The organism is Cellulomonas sp. GbtcB1 (genome assembly GCF_019091725.1).
Lineage (GTDB): Bacteria > Actinomycetota > Actinomycetes > Actinomycetales > Cellulomonadaceae > Cellulomonas.
Map to the genome: position 1 here is coordinate 1 of NZ_JAGXJG010000600.1, position 234 is coordinate 234.

The 234-nt window shown below is 75.2% G+C and carries 1 pseudogene; it reads left to right on the forward strand.

The window, feature by feature from the left end:
• Nucleotides 1–33: 33 nt before the first annotated feature.
• A pseudogene (locus tag KVT14_RS21520) lies at nucleotides 34–234 on the forward strand (peptidase M50); the annotation flags it as partial.

The following is a 234-nucleotide window of genomic DNA, read 5'->3' on the forward strand; positions in this document are numbered from 1 at the left end:
GGGTCGCACGGCCCGGCCACGTAGCCTTCCCCCGTGGCAGAGAGAACGCGGGGCTGGGTCGACGGGCGCGTGGCGGGGACGCCGGTCGTCCTGAGCCCGAGCAGCCTGCTCGTCGTGGCGGGCATCGCCCTGGTGTTCGCCCCCTCCGTCCGGTACCGCGCGCCGGGCCTCGGAACGGGGAAGACCTACGTGGTGGCGCTCGTCGTCGGCCTGCTCCTGCTGCTGTCCGGCCTC